Source organism: Streptomyces sp. NPDC005775 (assembly GCF_042871565.1).
GTDB lineage: Bacteria > Actinomycetota > Actinomycetes > Streptomycetales > Streptomycetaceae > Streptomyces.
Genome location: NZ_JBIAIU010000003.1, coordinates 452165 through 471825 on the forward strand (window position 1 = coordinate 452165; position 19661 = coordinate 471825).

At 72.1% G+C, this 19661-nt stretch carries 17 protein-coding genes and 1 tRNA gene; 9 read left to right on the plus strand and 9 right to left on the minus strand.

All coding sequences use genetic code 11. The features are described from left to right. Window positions 1-117: 117 nt before the first annotated feature. The 6 genes from thrB to ACFYPA_RS09415 all read right to left on the minus strand — a co-directional run bounded on the left by thrB (window position 118) and on the right by ACFYPA_RS09415 (window position 6938). Complete coding sequence (gene thrB, locus ACFYPA_RS09390; protein ID WP_359077177.1) at window positions 118-1035, minus strand: homoserine kinase; 918 nt, start codon at window positions 1033-1035, stop codon at window positions 118-120. Between the two features lie 451 nt (window positions 1036-1486). Continuing rightward, window positions 1487-2557, minus strand: a complete 1071-nt coding sequence (gene thrC, locus ACFYPA_RS09395; protein ID WP_359077175.1) for a threonine synthase — start codon at window positions 2555-2557, stop codon at window positions 1487-1489. Between the two features lie 6 nt (window positions 2558-2563). Beyond that, on the minus strand, window positions 2564-3865 hold the full coding sequence (locus ACFYPA_RS09400; protein ID WP_359077174.1) for a homoserine dehydrogenase: 1302 nt from the start codon (window positions 3863-3865) through the stop codon (window positions 2564-2566). 124 nt (window positions 3866-3989) lie between these two features. Continuing rightward, entirely contained in the window at window positions 3990-5381 is a 1392-nt protein-coding gene (gene lysA, locus ACFYPA_RS09405; protein WP_359077172.1) for a diaminopimelate decarboxylase, read from the minus strand. A 26-nt stretch (window positions 5382-5407) separates the two neighbouring features. Next, entirely contained in the window at window positions 5408-6469 is a 1062-nt protein-coding gene (gene nrtL / locus ACFYPA_RS09410) for an ArgS-related anticodon-binding protein NrtL (RefSeq protein WP_389130793.1), read from the minus strand. Window positions 6470-6524: 55 nt separating this feature from the next. Next, window positions 6525-6938, minus strand: coding sequence for a response regulator (locus tag ACFYPA_RS09415; protein WP_359077170.1), 414 nt, complete (start codon window positions 6936-6938; stop codon window positions 6525-6527). Window positions 6939-7163: 225 nt separating this feature from the next. On the opposite strand from ACFYPA_RS09415, the gene ACFYPA_RS09420 reads away from it, so the two are divergent. The 3 genes from ACFYPA_RS09420 to ACFYPA_RS09430 all read left to right on the plus strand — a co-directional run bounded on the left by ACFYPA_RS09420 (window position 7164) and on the right by ACFYPA_RS09430 (window position 8163). Beyond that, a tRNA-Arg gene (locus ACFYPA_RS09420) sits at window positions 7164-7235 on the plus strand. Window positions 7236-7501: 266 nt separating this feature from the next. After that, complete coding sequence (locus tag ACFYPA_RS09425; protein ID WP_389130796.1) at window positions 7502-7753, plus strand: CopG family transcriptional regulator; 252 nt, start codon at window positions 7502-7504, stop codon at window positions 7751-7753. After that, on the plus strand, window positions 7750-8163 hold the full coding sequence (locus ACFYPA_RS09430) for a type II toxin-antitoxin system VapC family toxin (RefSeq protein ID WP_389130799.1): 414 nt from the start codon (window positions 7750-7752) through the stop codon (window positions 8161-8163). Before ACFYPA_RS09425 ends, ACFYPA_RS09430 begins: the two co-directional genes overlap by 4 nt. Before the next feature lie 87 nt (window positions 8164-8250). Here ACFYPA_RS09430 and ACFYPA_RS09435 read toward each other — a convergent pair whose 3' ends face one another. After that, entirely contained in the window at window positions 8251-8787 is a 537-nt protein-coding gene (locus ACFYPA_RS09435; RefSeq protein WP_389130802.1) for an HIT family protein, read from the minus strand. Window positions 8788-8952: 165 nt separating this feature from the next. Then, the gene (glyA, locus tag ACFYPA_RS09440; RefSeq protein ID WP_389130804.1) at window positions 8953-10236 is read right to left on the minus strand and encodes a serine hydroxymethyltransferase; all 1284 of its coding nucleotides are present in this window, start codon (window positions 10234-10236) and stop codon (window positions 8953-8955) included. A gap of 398 nt (window positions 10237-10634) precedes the next feature. On the opposite strand from glyA, the gene ACFYPA_RS09445 reads away from it, so the two are divergent. Further along, window positions 10635-12545, plus strand: a complete 1911-nt coding sequence (locus ACFYPA_RS09445; protein ID WP_389131073.1) for a protease pro-enzyme activation domain-containing protein — start codon at window positions 10635-10637, stop codon at window positions 12543-12545. A gap of 70 nt (window positions 12546-12615) precedes the next feature. Here ACFYPA_RS09445 and ACFYPA_RS09450 read toward each other — a convergent pair whose 3' ends face one another. Continuing rightward, window positions 12616-13776: a Ku protein gene (locus tag ACFYPA_RS09450; RefSeq protein ID WP_389130807.1), complete on the minus strand. Its 1161-nt coding sequence runs from the start codon at window positions 13774-13776 to the stop codon at window positions 12616-12618. Window positions 13777-13836: 60 nt separating this feature from the next. On the opposite strand from ACFYPA_RS09450, the gene ligD reads away from it, so the two are divergent. The 5 genes from ligD (at window position 13837) to ACFYPA_RS09475 (ending at window position 19649) form a co-directional block, all read left to right on the plus strand. Next, a complete protein-coding gene (ligD, locus tag ACFYPA_RS09455) occupies window positions 13837-14733 on the plus strand; it encodes a non-homologous end-joining DNA ligase (RefSeq protein WP_389130810.1) in 897 nt (298 codons plus the stop codon). Window positions 14734-14877: 144 nt separating this feature from the next. Next, entirely contained in the window at window positions 14878-17010 is a 2133-nt protein-coding gene (locus ACFYPA_RS09460; protein WP_389130813.1) for a HEAT repeat domain-containing protein, read from the plus strand. Then, a complete protein-coding gene (locus ACFYPA_RS09465) occupies window positions 17007-17336 on the plus strand; it encodes a zinc-ribbon domain-containing protein (protein ID WP_359077159.1) in 330 nt (109 codons plus the stop codon). The genes ACFYPA_RS09460 and ACFYPA_RS09465 overlap by 4 nt, the downstream gene beginning before the upstream one ends. A gap of 157 nt (window positions 17337-17493) precedes the next feature. Then, entirely contained in the window at window positions 17494-18309 is an 816-nt protein-coding gene (locus ACFYPA_RS09470) for a hypothetical protein (RefSeq protein ID WP_389130816.1), read from the plus strand. Continuing rightward, window positions 18306-19649 carry an ATP-binding protein gene (locus ACFYPA_RS09475; protein ID WP_389130819.1) on the plus strand — a complete coding sequence of 448 codons (1344 nt, stop codon included), beginning with the start codon at window positions 18306-18308 and terminating at the stop codon, window positions 19647-19649. Before ACFYPA_RS09470 ends, ACFYPA_RS09475 begins: the two co-directional genes overlap by 4 nt. Window positions 19650-19661 lie beyond the last annotated feature (12 nt).

Here is a 19661-nt window from a genome sequence, read left to right on the forward strand (position 1 = left end):
TGGTCCCGGAAAGGGACACGAAGCAACGCGCCACATAGACGTCGATTGCAGACTTGAGGTTAACACTACCGGCTCCAACAAACATTCCCCCTCTCACTCACCGGCAATCACTTCTCGCTAAGGCGCGAGCGGCAGCACGCTCGCACCCCGGGCGTCGAGAGCGAGCCGGTTGGCCGCCCATCCCTCGCCCGCCAGCCGTGCGACCTTGTCGGCAGCACCGTCCTCGGCCAGCGCCAGCACGGTCGGCCCGGCGCCGGAGATGATCGCGGGCACCCCGTCGGCGCGCAGCCGGTTCACGAGTTCCACGCTCTGCGGCATCGCCGGGGCGCGGTACTCCTGGTGGAGCCGGTCCTCGGTGGCCGTGAGCAGCAGCTCGGGGCGCCTGGTCAGGGCCTCGACGAGGAGCGCGGCACGGCCGGCGTTGAAGGCGGCGTCGACGTGCGGGACGGATCGCGGCAGCAGTCCCCTGGCGGTTTCGGTGAGCACCGGCTTGCCGGGAACGAAAACCACCGGAACGATGGATTCTGCGGGGTCCATCCTGATGGCGCGGGCCGACCCGCCGTCCATCCACGCGAGCGTGAACCCGCCCAGCAGACAGGCCGCGACGTTGTCCGGGTGGCCCTCGATCTCGGTGGCGAGTTCCAGCAGTGCCGCGTCGTCGAGCCGGGCGTCACCGCCGGTCGTCACGGCGCGGGCGGCGACGATCCCGGCGCAGATGGCGGCGGAGGAGGAGCCGAGGCCACGGCCGTGCGGGATGCGGTTGGCACAGACGATCTCCAGCCCGCGGGGCTGTCCGCCGAGCAGGTCGAAGGCGGTGCGCAGGGACCGTACGAGCAGGTGCTTCTCGTCGCGGGGCAGCGTGTCCGCGCCCTCGCCGGCGATGTCGATGTGCAGGCCGGCGTCGGCGACGCGGACGACCACGTCGTCGTACAGGCCCAGCGACAGGCCGAGGGCGTCGAAACCCGGGCCCAGGTTGGCGCTGGTTGCGGGGACGCGCACCCGGACGGCGGCGGCTCGGAAGGCGGGACCGGCCATCGCTCTGACGACTCTCCTTGTGAGGCGGCGGGGAATTCGAGGAGCTGCGGGGTCTTTCGGAGGTCTCGCGGCTCTTCGGCTTCTGCTCTGTGCGGCTCTTCGGGTTCTGCTGGGGCTCGGAATTTCGGGGGTCTGCGGCTGTGTGGGGTTTCTTCGGGGTGCCTGCGGCGGCGGGTACGGCCTGACCCGGAAATGAACCGACGGCCGCAACGGCCCGAGCACCCCGGCACAGGCGGCGGGGCGGGTTGGGTACAGCTTATCGAAGGAAGGTTCTGTCGCGACATAGGGCGCACAGGAGGCGCACGATGCGTGTCGCACGGCTTCGATGCGCTCTCCGCTCCGAAAAGGGGGCGTTCCTGCCGTCTTCCTGACGAACCGTTGCCGCGGCCGCACCCGGGGCCCGTCGTCCGGACCGGGGGTGCGGCCGCCCTGCGGCGGGTGCCGCGCGCTGCTACGCGAGGCCCAGCTTCTCCGCGGCGGTGACCGCGTCGACCGGGACGGTGACCGGCTGGGGGGCGCCGGCGACGGCCCAGTCCGGGTCCTTCAGCCCGTTGCCGGTGACGGTGCAGACGATCTTCTGGCCGGGGTCGACCTTGCCCTCTTCGGCGGCCTTGAGCAGACCGGCGACGGACGCGGCCGAGGCGGGCTCCACGAAGACGCCCTCCTGGGAAGCCAACATCCGGTAGGCCGCCAGGATCTGACGGTCCGTGACCTCGTCGATGAAGCCACCCGACTCGTCCCGCGCGGCGAGCGCGTACTGCCAGGACGCCGGGTTGCCGATCCGGATCGCGGTGGCGATGGTCGACGGGTCCTTGACGATCTCACCGCGCACGATGGGCGCGGAGCCGGAGGCCTGGAAGCCCCACATCCGCGGCTTGTGCGTGGACGGACCGTCCCCGGCGTACTCCGTGTATCCCTTCCAGTACGCGGTGATGTTGCCCGCGTTGCCGACCGGGAGGACGTGGATGTCCGGGGCGTCGCCGAGCGCGTCGACGATCTCGAACGCGGCGGTCTTCTGGCCCTCGATGCGGACCGGGTTGACCGAATTGACCAGCGCCACGGGGTAGTTGTCCGAGAGCGAGCGGGCCAGCGTCAGGCAGTCGTCGAAGTTGCCGTCGACCTGGAGGATCTTGGCGCCGTGGACGAGCGCCTGGCCCATCTTGCCGAGCGCGATCTTGCCCTGCGGTACGAGCACGGCACAGACCATTCCGGCCCGCACCGCGTACGCGGCGGCGGAGGCGGAGGTGTTGCCGGTGGAGGCGCAGATGACGGCCTGCGCGCCCTCCTCCTTGGCCCGGGTGATGGCCATCGTCATACCGCGGTCCTTGAAGGACCCGGTGGGGTTGGCGCCCTCGACCTTGAGGTGCACCTCGCAGCCCGTGCGCTCGGAGAGGATCTGAGCGGGAACGAGCGGCGTACCGCCCTCACGGAGCGTGACGACGGGCGTCGTGCTCGTGACCGGAAGACGGTCCCGGTACTCCTCGATGATGCCGCGCCACTGGTGGGTGCCCTTGGTGGTCATGGGTCCTTACTCCCCTTCAACACGCATGATGCTGGCGACACCGCGCACGGTGTCGAGCTTGCGCAGCGCCTCGACGGTCCCGGAGAGGGCGGCGTCGGGCGCGCGGTGGGTGACGACGACGAGCGAAGCCTCGCCGCTGCCGTCCTGTCGCACTTGCTGGCGGACCGTATCGATCGATACGCCCTGTTCGGCGAAGACCGTCGCGACCTGGGCGAGTACGCCAGGCTTGTCGGCCACGTCGAGGCTGATGTGGTACCGCGTGACGACGTCGCCCATGGGGCTCACCGGCAGACGCGTGTACGCGGACTCGCCGGGGCCGGGGGCCTCGTTGAGTTTGTTGCGGCAGACCGCGACGAGGTCGCCGAGGACCGCGGAGGCGGTCGGCGCGCCACCGGCGCCGGGGCCGTAGAACATCAGCTGCCCGGCGGCCTCGGCTTCGACGAACACCGCGTTGTACGCCTCGCGGACGGAGGCCAGCGGGTGGCTGAGCGGGATCATCGCGGGGTGCACGCGGGCCGTGACGGACTGCCCGTCGGCCGCGCGCTCGCAGATGGCGAGGAGCTTGACGGTGCAGCCCATGCGGCGGGCGGAGGCGATGTCGGCGGCGGTGACCTCGGTGATGCCCTCGCGGTGCACGTCGCCGATGCGCACCCGGGTGTGGAAGGCGATTCCGGCGAGGATCGCGGCCTTGGCGGCGGCGTCGAAACCCTCGACGTCGGCGGTCGGGTCGGCCTCGGCATATCCGAGGGCGGTGGCCTCGTCGAGCGCCTCGGAGTAGCCGGCGCCGCTCGTGTCCATCTTGTCGAGGATGAAGTTCGTGGTGCCGTTGACGATGCCGAGGACGCGGTTGACCTTGTCGCCGGCGAGGGACTCGCGCAGCGGCCGTACGAGCGGGATGGCGCCGGCCACGGCGGCCTCGTAGTAGAGGTCCCGGCCGTGCTGCTCGGCGGCGGCGTGGAGGGCTGCGCCGTCCTCGGCGAGCAGGGCCTTGTTGGCGGAGACGACGCTCGCACCGTGCTCGAACGCGGTGGTGATGAGGGTACGGGCGGGCTCGATGCCTCCGATGACCTCGACGACGACGTCGATGTCGCCCCGTTTGACCAGGGCGGTCGCGTCGGTGGTGATCAGCGCGGGATCGATGCCCGCGCGGACCTTGGAGGGCCGGCGCACGGCGACTCCGGCGAGCTCCACCGGCGCGCCGATGCGCGCGGCGAGGTCGTCGGCGTGCGTCGTCATGATGCGGGCCACCTCTGAGCCGACCACTCCACAGCCCAGCAGCGCCACCTTCAGCGGACGCGTACGCATCATCCGACCTCGTTTCCTTTACATCTGATGTGTGAACCAGTCTCACTCACCGGACGGGGGTTTCCGCCACCCGTCCGGATCCTGAGATGTTTGCCAGCCCCCGGGGTGCCCCCCGGGAAATAGAGCGTCAGCCGACGTCGAGACGCAGAAGATCTTCCTCCGTTTCGCGCCGGACGATGACCCGTGCCTGTCCGTCGCGCACCGCGACGACGGGCGGACGCAGGGCGTGGTTGTAGTTGCTCGCCATGGAACGGCAGTACGCGCCGGTGGCGGGCACGGCGATCAGGTCGCCGGGGGCCAGGTCGGACGGCAGGAACGCGTCCTTGACCACGATGTCACCGCTCTCGCAGTGCTTGCCGACGACCCGGACGAGCATCGGCTCGGCGTCCGAGGTGCGCGAGACGAGCGCGACGCTGTACTCGGCGTCGTACAGCGCGGTGCGGATGTTGTCCGACATGCCGCCGTCGACGCTGACGTACGTACGCAGCCCCTCCAGGGGCTTGATGGTGCCGACCTCGTACAGCGTGAAGGCCGTGGGGCCGACGATGGCGCGGCCGGGCTCGACGGAGATCCGGGGGGTGGCGAGTCCGTTGGCCTCGCACTCGCGGGTCACGATGTCGCCGAGCGCCTTGGCGATCTCGTGCGGTTCGCGCGGGTCGTCCTCGGAGGTGTACGCGATGCCGAGGCCGCCGCCGAGGTCGATCTCGGGCAGTTCGACGCCGTGCTCGTCGCGCACCTCGGCGAGCAGCTGCACCACGCGCCGGGCGGAGACCTCGAAGCCGGCCATGTCGAAGATCTGCGAGCCGATGTGGGAGTGGATGCCGATGAGTTCGAGCCCGTCGAGGGTGAGGGCCCTGCGGACGGCCTCGGCTGCCTGTCCGTCGGCCAGCGCGATGCCGAACTTCTGGTCCTCGTGCGCGGTGGCGATGAACTCGTGGGTGTGCGCCTCCACGCCGACGGTCACCCGGATCTGCACGCGCTGGCGCTTGCCGAGCCGCTGCGCGATGTGGGCGACGCGGACGATCTCCTGGAAGGAGTCGAGCACGATCCGGCCGACGCCTACGGAGACGGCCCGCTCGATCTCGTCGACGCTCTTGTTGTTGCCGTGGAACGCGATGCGCTCGGCGGGCATCCCGGCGTCCAGCGCGCAGGTCAGCTCGCCGCCGGAGCAGACGTCGAGGTTGAGGCCCTCTTCCCGGAGCCAGCGGACGACCGCGCGGGAGAGGAAGGCCTTGCCGGCGTAGAAGACGTCGGCGCCGGGGCCGAACGCGTCGGACCAGGCGCGGCAGCGGGCCCGGAAGTCGGACTCGTCGAGGAAGTAGGCCGGGGTGCCGAACTCCTCGGCAAGCCGGGCGACTTCGATCCCGCCGACGGTGAGAGCACCGTGTTCGTCGCGGGTGACCGTACGGGCCCAGACCTTTTCGTCGAGGACGTTGAGGTCCTCGGCGGGGGCGGTGTAGTGGCCCTCCGACATGACGTCGGCGTGACGGGGCCCGGCGGGGTGTGCGGATCGGCTCATCGTGTTGCTCTGCTCTCTCGGGTCTCTCAGAGGTGTGCGGGTGCGCTGATACCGAGCAGGGACAGGCCGCCGGCCAGCACCGTCCCGGCGGCCTCGGCGAGGGCGAGCCGGGAGCGGTGGGCGGCCGAGGGTTTCTCGTCCCCGACGGGAAGCGGTGAGGCGGCGTCGTGGAAGTCGAGGAAGGCCCGCGCGACCGCTTCGAGGTGTCGGGCGAGCCGGTCGGGGGCGCGGTGGCGTGCGGCGGCGAGGAGTACGCCGGGGTGGTCGGCGACGAGGGCGAGGAGCGCGAGCGCCTCGGGGGCGGGGGTGTCGCCCGGGGCGCTGGTGAACCCGAGGAGCGCGGCGCCGCGGGTCAGCGCGTGGGTGCGGGCGTGCGCGTAACGGACCACGAACAGCGCGTTGCCCTCGCCCTGGACGAGGAGGTCGTCGCCGAGGGGGGCGCGGTCGTGGCCGGCGGGCCGCAGCAGCCCCCAGCGCGTCGCGTCGGGGCCGAGCCGGCCGAGCAGCTCTCCGGCGGTGGCACCGGCGGGTACGGGGCGTATCTCCGTGGCGGACGGTTCTGCTTCCCGGGCGTCGCCGATGATCCCCAGCCGCGCCCAGTCCGGGTCGGGCGCCTCGTCGCAGCCGACGCTCACGCGCGCGCCCTGCGCCCGCGCCAGCCCTCCCACGGCGTCGGCGATGACCGCGGCACGGACCTCGCGGGAATGGCCGAATCGCAGCGGTGTCCCGGCGAGGGCGCCCCCGTGCCCGTACCGCATGCCCTGCTCCCGTACCCGGTCCAGGAGGGCGCGGTGCACGTCTGCGGAGTCGTCGAGGGTGAAGTTCAGGAACCCGGGCCCGGTGATCTCGACCCGCCCGATACCGGGCGCACCAACCACCCGCTCCCGCAGGATCTCGGCCACTTCCCGCGCGGTCAGGGCGGCGGGCCCGGCCAGCTGGAGGGCGACGGCGCTGGCGTAGTCACCCCGTCCGCCGGGCCGTGTCCGCTCCACTCGCACGCGCGCGGGCACGGGCGCGCGCAAGGCGTTCTCGTCGACCGCGCGGCGCACGGCGTGCAGCACGGTCATGGAGAGATCGGCGGGGGTCACGGGACAAGCGTATGGGAGGAAGGGGGGCCTTTCGCGAACGCGTTTCGCCATCCGGTCAACCGGCGGCGCTCTCCGCCCGCCCCGCACCCTGTCTCCCGTCCAGCACCGACGGGCGCCCACGCTCCACCAACTGCCGCACGAGCCGCACCAGCTCGCTCGGCTCGAAGGGCTTCGCCAGGAACGCGTCGACACCCGCCGCGACCCCGTTGTCCACCTCGTACGGTGTGCAGGCACTGACGATCGCCAGCGGCAGATGGCCGGTCCGCGGATCGGAGCGCAGCCTGGTGGCCGTCTGCAGCCCGTCCAGCCGGGGCATCACGACGTCGAGCGTGATCACGTCGGGCCTGACCCGATGCACCAGATCCAGACACTCGACACCATCGGCCGCGGTCACGACCTCGAAGCCCTCCAGCTCGAGATTGACCCTGATCAACTGCCGGATGACCTTGTTGTCGTCGACAACAAGCACGCGGCCGCACGCCCCTGACACCCTTCGAGAGTAGGCGGGGCGGAGCGGCCGCGTCCGGGTTTTGCCCACTTCCGTCCCCGGACGGGTGGCGCGGGGGTGGCTGGATGTGTGTACGAGCGACCACCGGGGTCGCCGCCGGCCCGGCGGCGACGCGGAAATACCTGTTCACGGGCACCGCGTGGAAGCTGGTAGTGTTTCACCCGTCGCAGAGCAACACAGCGATACGCCCCCGTAGCTCAGGGGATAGAGCATCGGCCTCCGGAGCCGGGTGCGCAGGTTCGAATCCTGCCGGGGGCACTTCGCAGGAAGTGCCAAAAAGACCTTCTGACCAGTGGGAACACTGAGCAGGGGGTCTTTTTCATGCCCGCCCGAGTCGATGCGCCGGGGGCCGCCGCACTTGACGTTCCGCGAGGCACGAGGCATCCCTGCCCACGCTTCTCCCCGGCCGATAGACAGCACGCCAAGTGGCCGAGGCAGACGCCACGGAGTACGGGAGCGAGTGGTCCCCTCACTCCAGCTCCACACGCCGAGCCACAGGGAGGATCAAGGGTAGGATTGACAGCATGAGCGAGCCTACCGGCAAGTACTCGATCACCATGCCGCGCGACATCGCCGAAGCGGCCAAGACGCGCGGCGGCCCCTCCGGCCTGTCCGCCTACGTGGCCGCCGCTGTCGCCCGCCAGATCGAGCGCGACAACCTCAACGAGCTCATCCAGGTCGGCGAAGCCGAACACGGCCCCATCTCCCAGGAGGAGAGCCAGGCCCTGCGCGACCAACTCCACCACGCACGCCGTCAGACCCGCGACGCGGCATGACGCGTTCCCCGGCCGCTCCGGGCGGCACGCTCGTCCTCGACAGCGAAGGCCTGGCCAAGGCCGTGATGCGCGACCGTACGGTCACCGCCTGGCTCGCCCTCGCCCGCGCCGACGACCTGCGCGTGATCACGTCGGCCGCCACCCTCGTGGAAGTGACCCACCCTCGCATCAACCGCCCCGCGCTGGAGTGGACCCTGCCCCGCCTCGTCGTCGAGCCCCTCACCGAACCGGTGGCACGTCACGCGTCGACGCTGCTCGCCGACGTCGGCCTGCACGGCCACAAGTACGCCATCGACGCCATGCTCGCCGCGACCGCCCTGGCCTCACCGGGCCCGGTGACCGTGCTCACGTCCGATCCGGAAGACCTCGCCGCGCTGTGCGGAAGCCGGATCACCGTCATCAAGCTCTGACCACCGGCCGCCGTCGGGGCGACATCGCGTCCGGGGCCGGCGCACCCCGGCGGGGCTGCCATGTCTCGCCGGCTCCAGGTCACCGGGTCAGTCGGCCGGATCGCGCCGGTCTGCGCGCACGGGATCGTACGGGAGGGCATCGGCGGGCCCTGCACGAAGTGCGCCCTGTCCGCTCGGCCGAAGGTGCGCGCGAAGAGTGTGGGCCATACGGTCCGCCTGGTCGGCCGGTACTCGTTCCGGTTCCGGGCGGCGAAGCAACTCGAAGACTCCCGGTCCGCGTTGTCCGGGAGGCAGATCTGCCATGCGCGGCACGATGTGGAAGTGCACGTGGGCGAAGCCCTCGGCTTCCGCGAATTGGACTACATACGTCTTGACGCAACCCGTCACGCCGCGAAGGGCCCTGGACAGCTTGACCTGCCAGACTCCCAGCGCGGCGGCCTCGGCATCAGTGAGGTCATGGACAGCCGTGACATGGCGCCGGGGAAGCAGCACCAGCCAGCCGGGGAGCGCCGCGTTGAAGCCATGGGCCACTCGCCAGTGCCGGTCGGACACGACGCACTCGCGCGGGGGGAGTTCGGCGAACCGTGCTTCCTGGCCGCAGGCGTAGCATTCGGCAGTCGTCATGGGGCGAGAGTGTAGAACTGCCCCCGCAGACCGTGGTCAGTGGTCAGTAGCGCTTCGACAACGCGGTGGCCGCCGGCACCATCCCTTCGGCCCGCGCCCGCGGGATCGGAAGCCGCTACGGCACCGAGGTGGGCCCCCGGTGCCGCACCGGCAACCGGCCAGTGGTCAGGCGACCGGCAGCCCCGGTGCCGGGTAGCCGTCCATCAGGGCCTTCACCTCGGCGCGGACCGCGGTGACCGTGGACTCGTCGCCGGTGCGGGCGGCGGTGACCACGCGGTCGATCCAGCCCGCGACGGTGGCCATCTCGGAGGCGGGGACACCGCGTGAGGTCAGGGCCGGGGTGCCGATGCGGATGCCTGAGGGGTCGAAGGGCCTGCGGGGGTCGTACGGGACGGTGTTGTAGTTGACGACGATGCCCGCGCGGTCCAGGGCCTTGGCCGCGGTCTTGCCGGGGACGTCCTTGTTCGTGAGGTCGATCAGCAGCAGGTGGTTGTCCGTGCCGCCCGAGACCAGGTCGAAGCCGCGGTCCGCCAGTTCCTCGCCCAGGGTGCGGGCGTTGGTCACCACGTCGTGGGCGTAGGTGCGGAAGTCCGGGGTGGCGGCTTCGTGGAGTGCTACGCCGATCGCCGCCGTGGTCTGGTTGTGCGGGCCGCCCTGGAGGCCCGGGAAGACGGCGCGGTCGAGGGCGCGGGCGTGCTCGGCCCGGCTCAGGAGCATCGCGCCGCGGGGGCCCCGCAGGGTCTTGTGGGTGGTGGTGGAGACCACGTCGGCGTGCGGCGCCGGCGAGGGGTGGGCGCCGCCTGCGATCAGGCCCGCGATGTGGGCGATGTCCGCGACCAGGATCGCGCCGACCTCGCGGGCGATCTCGGCGAAGCCCGCGAAGTCGATCTCGCGGGGAACGGCCGTACCGCCGCAGAAGATCAGCTTGGGGCGTTCGGCGCGGGCCAGGTCGCGCACCTCGTCCAGGTCGACGCGGCCCGTGTCGCGCCGCACCCCGTACTGGACGCCGTTGAACCAGGTGCCGGTGGCCGAGACGCCCCAGCCGTGGGTGAGGTGGCCGCCCATGGGGAGCGACATGCCGAGCACCGTGTCGCCGGGCTTGAGGAAGGCCAGGTAGACGGCGAGGTTGGCCGGCGAGCCGGAGTAGGGCTGGACGTTGGCGTGGTCCATGCCGAAGAGCGCCTTGGCCCGGTCGGCGGTGAGCGTCTCGACCTGGTCGATGATCTGCTGGCCCTCGTAGTACCGCTTGCCGGGGTAACCCTCGGAGTACTTGTTCTGGAGTACGGTGCCGGACGCTTCCAGCACGGCCGCGGAGACGTAGTTCTCGCTGGGGATCAGGCGGAGGGTGTCGGCCTGGAGCTGCTCCTCCGCGGCCACCAGTGCGGCGAGTTCCGGATCGGCTGCCGTCAGGGCGGGGTGGCGGGGGTGCGAGGGGGCGGATGCGGTCACGGGGTCCTCCCGGGTCGGCCGCGTCGCCGCGGCGTGGACCCGGATGCCCAGGCGGACGGCTCTCCGGAGATGACGCCCCGGGCGGGCCCGGGGTGTGCCGCTTCCTCGTGGTCGATTCCACTGAGCACCCCGGCAGGGGCGCGCGCCAGTCGCAGCGATGCGTACCTTACCGGGCGACGGGTGGGGGTGCCCGAACTTCGACTATTCGGTGCGAACTCTCCTGTATGCGAACACCCTTGGCCGATTCTTGGACATTGCATGCCCCTTACATGAGGTGTTCCTCGCCAGAGTGGCGCATTACATGTGCACATCATTCGGCGCATGCTCCACACGCGAGACCCACATCGCAGGGGGTTGTTTTGAGAATCAGCCGAGCCCGACGACGCGCCGCGCTGAGCATGGCGGCGACACTGCCGCTGCTCGCCGGTGCGCTCGCCCTCGGGATACCCGACGCCAGCGCCGACTCGACGCCGGGCGCCCGGGACGCGCTGCAGGGCACCAAGCCGGCCTGGGCCACCGCCACGGCCGACCAGGGCTCCACGGCCGACAGCGGAAAGGTCGCCGTCCGGGTCCACCTCGCCGGACGGGACGCGAAGGGGCTGGCCGCCTACGCGGCCGCGGTGTCCGACCCGCGGTCACCGGCATACGGGAAGTACCTGAGCTCCGCGCAGGCGCAGGCCCGCTTCGGGGCCACCCAGGACCAGATCGACCGGGTCAGCCAGTGGCTGGAGTCCAGCGGGCTGACCGTCACCGGCTCCAACCAGCACTACGTCTCGGCCACCGGCGAGGTGGCGCAGACCGAGAAGGCGTTCGGCACCCAGCTGCGTAACTACCGCAAGACGGGCCGCACTTACCGGGCCCCGGCCTCCACCGCCTCGGTGCCCGCCGCGCTCGGCGATGCCGTACTCGCCGTCTCCGGCCTCGACAACGCACCGCACAAGTCGAGTCACGACGAGGTGCTGCCGCCGCCGGACGCGGTCTTCCGCAACTCCGGGCCGTTCTCCTCGTACTTCGGGTCGAAGACCGCCTCCACCCTGCCGAGCGCGTACGGGGCCAAGGTGCCGTACGCCGTCAAGGGGTACACCGGCAAGCAGCTGCGCGCCGCGTACGGGGCCGGGAGCTACACCGGCAAGGGGGTGACCGTCGCGATCACCGACGCGTACGCCTCCCCCACCATCGCGAAGGACGCCGCCGAGTACGCCAGGCGCAACGGTGACGCACCGTACCGGCGTGGGCAGTTCAGCCAGGTGCTGCCGGACGACTACACGAAGACCGAGGAGTGCGGAGCCTCCGGCTGGTACGGCGAGGAGACCCTCGACGTCGAGGCCGTGCACGCCGTCGCGCCCGCCGCGGACATCGTCTACGTGGGCGGCGCGTCCTGCTACGACAACGACCTGCTGGACTCGCTGAACAAGGTCGTCGACCACCGGCTCGCGGACATCGTCTCCAACTCGTGGGGCGACATCGAGGCCAACCAGACGCCCGACCTGGCGCTCGCCTACGACCAGGTGTTCAAGATGGGCGCGGTCGAGGGCATCGGCTTCTATTTCTCCTCCGGTGACGACGGCGACAACGTCGCCTCCACCGGCACCAAGCAGATCGACGTCCCGTCCAACTCCGCCTGGGTGACCTCCGTCGGCGGTACGTCACTGGCCGTGGGCAAGCACGACACGTACAAGTGGGAGACCGGCTGGGGCACTCTGAACGCCCCCCTGGCGGCGGACGGCAAGAGCTGGACGGACTTCCCCGGCGCCTACACCTCGGGTGCGGGTGGCGGCACCAGCTCCACCGTGAAGCAGCCCTCCTACCAGCGCGGCATCGTGCCGGACTCGCTGGCGAAGGCGAACGGGAAGACCCGGATGCGTACGGCCCCGGACATCGCGGCCGTGGCCGACCCGAACACCGGCTTCCTGGTGGGCCAGACCCAGACGCTGCCGGACGGATCGCTGGGCTACGACGAGTACCGCATCGGCGGTACGTCGCTGGCCGCGCCGGTCATCGCCGGTGTCCAGGCCCTGGCGCAGCAGGCGCGGCACGGGCAGCCGATCGGATTCGCCAACCCGGCGATCTACGCCCGCTACCACTCGAAGGCGTACCACGACGTGACCGACCACCCGCTGGGCACCGGCCGTGATCTGGCGGTCGCCCGGGTGGACTTCGTCAACGGGTACGACGCCGCGGACGGTCTGCGGAGCTCGGTGCGCAGCCTGGGCAAGGACGCCTCGCTGTCGGCGGTGCGGGGATACGACGACGTGACGGGCGTCGGCACTCCGGCCTCCGGCTATGTGAGCTCGTACCGCAGGCGCTGAGCCTGCGGCACGGGACGGGGGGCAAGCAGCCGGCCGTCGCGGGGCATACAGCCCCGTGACGGCCGGCTCGTCACGCGGAGGCGCGTTTGCGCGAGGCGGCCTTGGTGCCGCTCTGCTTCTTGGCCGCCGCCGCCGTCGTCTTCTTCTTGGACGCGGCGCTCTTTGACGCAGCGGACTTGGACGCGGTCTTCTTCGCGCCGGACCGGCCGCCGGCCGCGCTCTTCTTCGCGGCCTGTTTGCCCGTGCCGCTCGCCGTGGACTTCTTCGCTCCCGAGGGCTTGGGCGAGGAGGACTTCCCGCTCCCGCCGCCGGATCCCGACCCGGTCGAGGTACGCGACACCGACTTGCCCGTGGGCGTCCTGCGGGTGGTGGAGCCCGACGACTTGCGGTCCGCGATCGAGGTGACGGACGCCTTCCCCTCATCCGCCCCGCGCCCCTCGCCCTCGTCGTCACCGCGGGCCTCCTTCGCCGCCCGTACGCTGTTCTCCAGGGCGGCGAGCAGGTCGATGACCTTCCCGTCACCGGAGCCGTCGGACTCGGGCGGTGCCAGGGTCTCGCCGGAGGCCTTGGCCGCGATGAGTTCCTCGACCGCCTCGCGGTAGTCGTCGTGCAGCGAGTCCATGTCGACCTCGCCGAGCGTGTTCATCAGGGCGTCCGCGAGGTCGAGTTCGGCGTCGCGGACCGACACGTCACCCTCCGGGGCGACCTCTTCGGGGGCCCGGATCTCGTCCGGCCAGAGCAGTCCGTGCATCGCGATCACGTCGTCGACCACGCGCAGCATCCCCAAGCGCTCCCGTCCGCGCAACGCGTACTTGGCGAGGGCGACCTTCTGGCTGCGCTTCAGTGCCTCGCGCAGCAGGGTGTACGGCTTGGCGGCCGGTACTCCGTTGGCGGAGAGGTAGTACGCCGCGTCCATCTGGAGCGGGTCGATGGTGTCGGCCGGCACGAAGGCGACGATCTCGATCGTCTTGGCGGTGGGCAGCGGAAGTGAGCTGAGGTCCTCGTCGGTGATCGGGATCATCGAGCCGTCCGCGTCCTCGTAGGCCTTGCCGATGTCGGCGGCGTCGACCTCCTCGCCGTCCAGTTCGCACACCTTGCGGTAGCGGATGCGGCCGCCGTCGGGGACGTGGACCTGACGGAAGGAGACCGCGTGGTTCTCGGTGGCGTTGACCAGCTTGATCGGGATGCTGACCAGCCCGAAGGAGATGGCGCCGTTCCAGATGGACCTCACCAGTCACCCCTTGCATCCGTCGTGCCCGTATAGATCCGCATTTCGTGTGATTCTTATCGTATGACGCCGATCACAGTGGTGGAGGGGCGGCGGGTGTCGCTCAGCAACCTGGACAAGGTGCTGTACCCGGCCACCGGCACCACCAAGGGCGAGGTGCTGCACTACTACGCGGCCACGGCGGCCGAGGTGCTGCTGGCGCATCTGCGGGACCGGCCCCTGTCCTTCCTGCGCTATCCGGACGGGCCGGACGGGCAGCTGTTCTTCACCAAGAGCCCCCCGCCCGGTACGCCGTCCTGGGTACACACGGCCCCGGTTCCGCACCACGAGAAGGAGCAGGCGAGGCAGGTCGTCGTCCAGGACCTCCCCTCCCTGATGTGGGCGGCCAATCTGGTGGTGGAGTTCCACACCCCCCAGTGGCGGGCCGAGACGCCGGGGGTGGCCGACCGGATGGTCTTCGACCTGGACCCGGGTGCGCCCGCGACCGCGGTGGAGTGCTGCACGGTGGCCCTGTGGCTGAGGGAGCGGCTGGCCGCGGACGGACTGGAGGCGTACGGGAAGACGTCCGGGTCGAAGGGGCTGCACCTGCTCGTACCGGTGGAGCCCACCGCCTCCGAACGGGTGTCGGCGTACGCGAAGGCGCTCGCCGTCCAGGCGGAGAAGGAACTGCCGGATCTGGTGGTGCACCGGATGAGGCGGGCGCTGCGGCCGGGCAAGGTGTTCGTCGACTTCAGCCAGAACGCGGCGGCGAAGACGACTGCCACGCCCTACACGCTGCGTGCGCGGGCCGAACCGACCGTCTCCGCACCGGTCACCTGGGACGAGATCGAGGCGTGCCGCGGGCCCGGGCAGCTCGTCTTCCTGGCCGGCGACATGGCGGGGCGGCTGGCGCGCCACGGCGATCTGCTCGCGCCGCTCACCGAGCCGGACCACGGGCGGCCGGTTCCGGACACCCCGTAGGGCCCCGTGGCCGGGACATACCGCATCCGCGGCGGTGTTGTCATGTTCAAGGGCAAAAGGCGGGATGGGGCGGGTGGATTGTCCGAGCGGTGGTGCACACTCTGCGCAGACACTGCTTCGTGGGAACCGTGGGGAGGCGATGGCGTGTTCGCGGGGATCGACGAGGTCGACTGGGCCTCGATGGAGCATGCCTACGGGCCTGCCGACGACGTGCCGGAGCTGCTTCGCGGCCTGGCGTCCGCCGACCCGTCGGAGCGCGAGGCCGCGCTGGACGGCATGTACGGGGCGGTCCACCACCAGGGTGACGTCTACGCCTGCACGCTCGCCTGCATCCCCTTCCTCTTCGAGCTGGTCGTCGATCCGGCGGTCCCGGACCGCGGAGGCGTCGTCGAGCTGCTGACCAGCATCGGCGGCATCGACATCGACGAGGAGGACATCGGAGAGGACGAGGACGACGCCGAGGGCGCGGCGAACTACGCGATGGCGGCGGCGGCCGTCAGCGCGGGCGCCGGGGTCTTCTTCGCGCTGATGGCCGACGACGACCCCGGGGTGCGGGTCTCCGCGCCGCTGGCGCTGGCCACGCTGCACGGCAGTCCGGCCCGGGTCCTGACGTTGCTCCGCGAGCGGCTGACGGTCGAACCGGACGACGAGGTGCGGCTCGCCCTGGTCGAGGCCGCGGGGCGGTTGGCGCTGCGCCACGACCCGCTGACCGGCCGGATCGCCGACTGGCTGAGCCGGCTGGCCGCCGAGGCGAATCCGCCGGGGCTGCGGCTGGCTGCCCTGGCCCAGCTGGCGCGGTGCGCGCCCGAGTCGTTGCCGGGCGACGTGGTGCGGGTGGTGGCGGGTCTGCTGCGGCAGCTGCGGTCGGCCCCCGGGGCGTCGAAGGTCCCGGAGGCGGGGTCCCGGGTCCTGGGGGCCCACCTCGATCCCGATCCCGCCTCCGCCGAGGCCGCACCGGTGACCCTGGTGGGGCAGCTGCGGGCGTTGTCGGCCGAGGACCGGGCCGGGCGTGCGGCGCCGTGGACGGCCGATCTGCTGCGCACGCTGCACGTCGGTCTCGACGACCGGGTCGCGGACCGGACGGCGCTGCTGACCGACCAGTTGTGCAGCCCCGACCCGGGGCAGCGCATCGACGCGGTCCGGATGAGCAGTGGGCTGATCCGCGCCTGGCGCGGTTCCTACGGGGAGCTGGTCCGGCTCGTGGGCGAGCAGCTCGTCTCGGACGAACCGAAAACGGCCGAGGCCGCCTCGCACCTCCTGGAGGAGCTCTTCGGTCTGGCCGCGCCCGCGGCGGACGCGCTGGCGGCCCGGGTCTCGGCCGACCCGGGCGGCTGGGTGAAGGAGTGGGCGAGCGGGCCGCCGGGGCTCGGCAGCGCGGTGAAGGCCCTGGCCCGGCTGGGCGACGCCCGCGTGGTGCCCGCGCTGACGGCTGCCCTGGAGCGCCCCGAGGTGCCGCACGACGTGGGGTTCGCCATCGGGCACCTGGGTCCTGCCGCCGCACCGTTGGCCGGGTTGCTGCGCCACCGGCTGAGCGAGGTCGGGCTGGACGAGGAGGCGTACGACCGGGCGAGCCCGCTGCTTGCCGGACTGACCGCCCTCCGGGCGGGCGAGGCGGCGCCGGAGGTGCTGCGGATCCTGCGCGGGGCACCGGAGTACCGGGGCGAGTGGCTGCGTACGGCGGCACTGCGGGCGCTCGGCTCGTTCGGGCCCGCGGCGCACTGCGCCGTGCCGGAGCTGCGCGCGCTGATCCGCCGCCCCGGGACGGCGGGGGCCACGGAGGCGGCCGAGGCGCTCTGGGCCGTCGACGGGGACGCGGGGGCGGTGCTGCCGGTCCTGATCGAGGGGCTCCAGGCGGAGCACGCGCGTGAGCGGAGGGCCGCGGCGAGCGCGCTGGGCCGGCTCGGTCCGCTCGCGGCGGTGACCGCCCCGCGGCTGCGGGCGCTGCTGCGGCACGAGGAGCTGTGGCTGCGGGTGGACGCGGCGATCGCACTGTGGGAGGTTTCCGGACGGGCCGAGGAGTCCGTGCCGGTGCTCCTCGCGGCCTGGGAGCAGAACCGCCATGTCAGGGTTCGGGTGGCCGAATGCCTGGCGCGGACGGGGGCTGCTGGTGCAGGGTCGGACGCGGCACACGTGCTGCACGCCGAACTCGCCTCCGTACGTCGCCACAACGCGATGGACGGCGGATACGGCAGCCACGACACTCACGAGGACGAAAAGCTGCTGGCGCTCTGCCGCCGGGCGCTCCTGGGGAATACGGGGAAAGGACCCACGACATGATCATTTTTGGTACGCGAGGCTATCTCTACCAACTCGCCATCCTGACGCTGGTCTGCGGCTGGTGCGGGAATCCGTCCGCGCACACCCTGCGCAAGCGGGTGACGAAGTTCACGCTGTTCTTCGTGCCGCTGTTCCCCTTCTCGACGAAGTACGCCACCCAGTGCACCTTCTGCGGTGGCGAGCAGAAGATCCCCAAGGAGCAGGCCGATCAACTGCTGGCCCAGCACGTGGCCTCGCAGGACGGGAACCCCTTCGGCCAGTCCCCGCAGCAGCCGGGCTACGCTCCGGGCGCACAGGGCCAGGGGCAGAACCCGTATCAGGGCTGAGGCAGCGGTGCCGCAGCGCCGGTGGCGAAGCACCGGCACCTGAGCGGCAGTACGAAATACGCATAAGAGATCTCCTTCCGAATAAGGTCTACGGAGCCGGGGCCGTGCGCGCGCACGTGCGATCCGGCCCGGCCGGCCCTCGGAAGGGGAGGAAGACATGCGTCCGCAGCACCGGACGGGGCGCCGGGCGGCTGCCGCCGTCGCGGCTCTCACGGGCGCCGTCCTGCTGGCCGGCTGCGGCACCGGCGGCGAGCTGAAGAGCGCCGGACCTGCGCCGGCCGCCATCGGGCCCGCCCGCCTCTGGCCGGAACTGCCGCCCGCCTCGGCCGCCCCGTACGACTACGGCGAGGGCGAGACCGCCCACATCCCCGGGATCACCGTCCCGGGCGGCGATGTGCGCCGGCTGGACCCGGTTGCGGTGGTGCAGGCAGGGCTGAACGCCCGCCCGGACCGGTCCAGCGGCACGGACGCGCTCCCGGCCGGGGCCGTACGGCAGATCAAGGCCTGCCGTACCGCGCCCGCCTCCTGCCCGGTACTGAAGCCCTACTACCGCGATCTGACGGGTGACGGCCGCGACGAGATGGTCCTCGCCGTCCGGCTGCCCGGCCGTCAGCTCTCCGTGCGCGTCTACATGCCGGAACCGAGCGGGCTGACCCGGATCATGTCGACCTCCGACGCCGTGATCAGCGTGGAACTGGCGGGCCGGGACCTGATCATGCGGGCTCCGTCGGCCATCACCGGGTACGAGTACCGCACGGCCTGGTCCTGGGACGACCGGCAGCGCGCCATGCTGCCGACACAGGACGAGATCCTGCGGATGACGCCGCGGGACGGGCCGGGCCGGCGCCGCACGCCGAGCGCCCGGCCCTCAGCCCGGCCTACCGCGGAGGCGACCGTGACGCCCGGCACCGCAGCGCCCTCCCCGGTGCCGTCCGCGGCGCCTTCCGCAGCCGTGACCGCGGAGCGCCGGTGAGATGCGCGCGGACGGGCGCGACCCGGGTCCGGCGCCCCCGGCGACGGCTGCGGCTGCCCGCCTGGACCGCGACGCTCACCTGGAAGTCGGCGGTCTTCATCACCGTGATGTGCTGCGTCCTCGCCGCCCTGCTGGGCGTGCTGGTGCACACCGCGGTCACCCGGCAGACGGTCGGCCACGCCCGGGAGAAGGCGCTGGCCCGGCTGGAGGCCGTCACCGCCGCCTACGAGACGGGCGGGGCGCTTCCGCCGCGCTCCGGTCTCGACCCGCCGGGGCTGCCCGCCTCGCTGCGCGCCCTGGCGGTGAGCGGGAAGCGCGGCACGATGGTCGCCGACCACCTCGGCCGCCCCACGATGTGGGCCGCCGCCCCGGCCGACGGGCGGGCGCTGGCCACGCGGATCGACTACAGCCAGAGCGCCCGCGCGATCAACGGCCTGGACGGGGCGATCGTGGGCTCCTCACTGCTGGCGATCGGCGCCACGCTGCTCATCGGCGCGTTCTCCGTCACCCGGGTGACCCGGCGGCTGCACCAGACCGCGCAGGTGGCCCGCCGGATCGGTGCGGGAGACCTGGACGCCCGCGTCGACGATCCCCGTACGGCCGAACCCTCGCGCCGGCAGGACGAGGTCGCGATCGTCGCCGGAGCACTGGACACCATGGCGTCGGCGCTCCAGCGCAAGCTCGTGGCCGAGCAGCGCTTCACCGCCGATGTGGCGCACGAGCTGCGCACTCCGCTGACCGGTCTGTCGGCCGCCGCCGAACTGCTGCCGCCGGGCCGCCCCTCGGAACTGGTGCAGGACCGCGTCCGGGCGATGCGCGCGCTGACGGAGGACCTGCTGGAGATCTCCCGGCTCGACGCCCGTACCGAACACGTCGACCTCGATGTGCACGAACTGGCGCCGCTCGCCGAGCGGGTGGCACGCGCCGCGGGTTCCGGCACGGAGGTGCGGGTCGGTGCGGACCGGCCGCCGGTGCGGGTCGAGACGGACAAGCGGCGCCTGGAGCGGGTGCTCGGCAATCTCATCGGCAACGCGCACCGGCACGGCCGGCCGCCGGTGGTGCTGACGGTCGACGGGCCGGTGGTGACCGTACGCGACCACGGCGACGGCTTCCCCGGCTATCTGATCGCGGGCGGTCCGCAGCGCTTCCGCACGGAGGGCGGCGCCAAGGGGCACGGCCTCGGCCTCACCATCGCCGTCGGGCAGGCGGAGGTGATGGGCGCCGAGCTGGCCTTCGAGAACGCGCCGGACGGCGGGGCGGTGGCCCGGCTGACGCTGCCGGAGTACGTACGACTGGACGACGGCGACGAGGCGCCGCCGAGCTCCTCCCCCGTCGCCTGACGTCCGGACCCC